3 protein-coding genes and 1 tRNA gene are annotated in these 2759 nt (G+C 68.5%); all 4 read left to right on the forward strand.

The features are described from left to right. Nucleotides 1-769, forward strand: a 769-nt coding sequence (locus tag AC1D1S_RS20535; RefSeq protein WP_476995376.1) for a sunset domain-containing protein, incomplete at its 5' end; no start/stop codon positions are given. Nucleotides 770-815: 46 nt separating this feature from the next. Further along, nucleotides 816-1958 (forward strand): PQQ-dependent sugar dehydrogenase, encoded by a 1143-nt coding sequence (locus tag AC1D1S_RS20540; protein WP_476995377.1) that lies wholly within the window; start codon nucleotides 816-818, stop codon nucleotides 1956-1958. 116 nt (nucleotides 1959-2074) lie between these two features. Continuing rightward, nucleotides 2075-2150, forward strand: a tRNA-Lys gene (locus tag AC1D1S_RS20545). A gap of 203 nt (nucleotides 2151-2353) precedes the next feature. Next, the coding region (locus AC1D1S_RS20550) for a hypothetical protein (RefSeq protein WP_476995378.1) at nucleotides 2354-2759 on the forward strand (406 nt) is incomplete at its 3' end.

Below are 2759 nucleotides of genomic sequence, written 5' to 3' on the forward strand. Positions count from 1 at the left end.
GCCTGAGCCAGACGCACCGGCCCGGGAGGCCACGGCTGCCCCCGAGGCGACCGGGCCCGCAGCGGCCACCGCCGCCCCGACCATCAAGCCGGGCGCCGAGGCCGCCCCGGAAGCAACAGGCGCCCCGGGCAATGCCGAGTGGGAGACCCAGTGGTCCGAGACCGCCCCGCCGGCGGAGACACACACCGCCGCGGCCCACGCTGAGCCGGCCCGCGGTGCGCACGCTGTGACGGCCGCCGAGCTTGGCGGTGCTGCGGAGACTGGCGCGGCGGGCCTGCCCGTCCACCACCCGGAATACACTGAGCCCCACGCTCCGACTCTGCCCGGGGCGGAATCGGCAGCCGCGGAACCAGTCGACGACGAGAACACCGGTACCGGCACGGCCACTTCAACCAGCACTGGCGTTGATACCGGCACCGGCACGGCGATGCCCGGACTACCCGACGCCGGGACACAGCCCACGGGTCCCGGCGACACGGAAACGACGCAGATGGCAGCCCCGCCGGCAGGGGCCGGGGCCTCCGCCAGCCAAACGGCCGAGCCCACCGGCCATTTGGCCACTGAGCAGCCCTACGGCGAGGGGTCAGCGGCTCCGGCCGCCGACGGGAGCGGCCCTGTGGGTTTCACAGTCAAGGGCAATGCCTCGTCGATGATCTACCACGACGAGACCAGCCCGGCGTATGAAGAAACCCGGGCTGAGGTGTGGTTTGCCTCCCCGGCCCACGCCGAAGCAGCCGGGTTTCGGCCGCCGCGCCGGACACGGCAGTAGCCGGCGGTCCGGTCGGCCGATCCATCCGTTCTCATCGCGTCCGTTGATGCTCGTCCGTTTCACCCGCAGGCGCTTCGGTGGCAGGCGCTTCTTCTTCAGTGCGGTGGCCCGGGCCGTGGCGCTTGCCGTTGTCCTGTTTTTCCTGAGCGCCTGTACCGGCGGCTCAACCTCGCCCGTGGTTCAGCCGGGAGACCGCACTGCCACCGGCGCAGCGGGTACGGCCGGGGCAGCGGGTGAGCCCACGGTTGCAAGCCGGGTTAATGGGCTGCAACTGCCGTGGTCCACGGTCCATCTACCCGACGGCACCGCGGTCATCTCCGAGCGCGACACAGCACTGCTCAGGACCATCAAAGACGGACAGCTCGGTACGGTCGGCAAGGTGCCCGGCGTCGTGCCCGGCGGCGAAGGCGGCCTCCTGGGCCTTGCCCTTTCGCCCAACTTCGCGTCGGACCGTTACCTCTACGCCTACTTCACCGCGGAGGCGGACAACAGAATCGCCCGCATGCGGCTGGAGGAACGTGGCGGCCGGCTGGAGCTCGGTGCCTTGGAACCGGTTTTCACCGGCATTTCCAAGGCCGGCACGCACAACGGCGGCCGGATCCGCTTTGGGCCCGATGGTTTCCTGTATGTGGGGACGGGCGATTCGCAGCGCCGGGAGCAGCCGCAGGACCGCGCGGCGCTCGGCGGAAAGATCCTCCGACTCACTCCGGATGGCAGGCCGGCACCGGGAAACCCGTTCGGCGATAACCCCGTCTACAGCTTCGGCCACAGGAACGTCCAGGGACTGGCCTGGGACAGCGCGGGCCGTCTGTGGGCCAGCGAATTCGGCCCGGACGTCAACGACGAGCTCAACCTGATCGTGCCGGGCGGCAACTACGGCTGGCCCGAGGTGACGGGCGCCCCGCACCGCCCCGGCTTCCTGGACGCCAAGGTGGTGTGGCCGTCGACGGCGGAGTCTTCCCCCAGCGGACTCGAAATTGCCGGCAGCACCGCCTACCTGGGCGCCCTGCGCGGCCAAAGGCTTTGGGTCGTTCCCCTTAACGGCGAATTCGCCGGAGATCCTGTGAGCTATTTCACAGGAAAGTATGGCCGGGTGCGCAACGTTTCACTCGCTCCTGACGGGCGCCTGTGGCTCCTCAGCAACGGGCAAAACMCTGATTTCGCGCTGATTTTGAACCTCCCCGGCTAACCTGGACCATCCCGCGCCCCTCGATTTCACACGACAGCCAATCTCGTGTAGAGTTTCATGTCGTTGCGGAGAACAACGCGGGAAATAAAAAGCCCCGAGGAACGAAAACAACAGATGCACCTCTAGCTCAACTGGCAGAGCAATTGACTCTTAATCAATGGGTTCCGGGTTCGAGTCCCGGGGGGTGCACCAGCGAGAAACCCCGTCACGCAGGCTTAGCGGCCTGCGGGACGGGGTTTCTTTTTTGTTGGCGAAAAGGAGCCGGCGACGACGCCGTGGCGGGCCGGATCCGGGCTGGTGTGCAGACCAGACTCGCAATCAGGTTGGCGAAGGCCTCCCCGACCGGCCGGGCCGGAATGACTTGCCTTTTAGGGCACTGACCGTAGACTCGGCCCATGTCTGGTCCTGGGGGAACGAAAACAGTCCGCTGCGCTGCGGCATCCGTTGTTGGCCTGCTGCTCGCCGGTAGTTTGGCCTCCTGCGCCTACGAGGACGAGGGCGATCCGCGGCCGACGGCGGCCGGGCAAAGCCACCGCCCGGCGCCCGCCGCCCCGACCAGAGATCCGGGGGTGCTGGGGGTGGAAGCGAGCAACTACGCCGAGCTGCACAAGCGTCTGGCCGAGGCGCCAGGGGCCGCGCTCCTCTCCGACGCCRGTCCGGCGGACGGGCCAGGGGTTGGCTTCACCAAAGCCGCAATGGTGACGGTCGCCGGTCCGCACACAGTCACCGCGGCCTGCGTGGGCATCCCCCATGCCCAGATCTTCCTCTCCCAGAACTCGCTGGGCGGAACAGAGCACACGG

Source organism: Arthrobacter sp. P1_A5 (genome assembly GCF_056406825.1).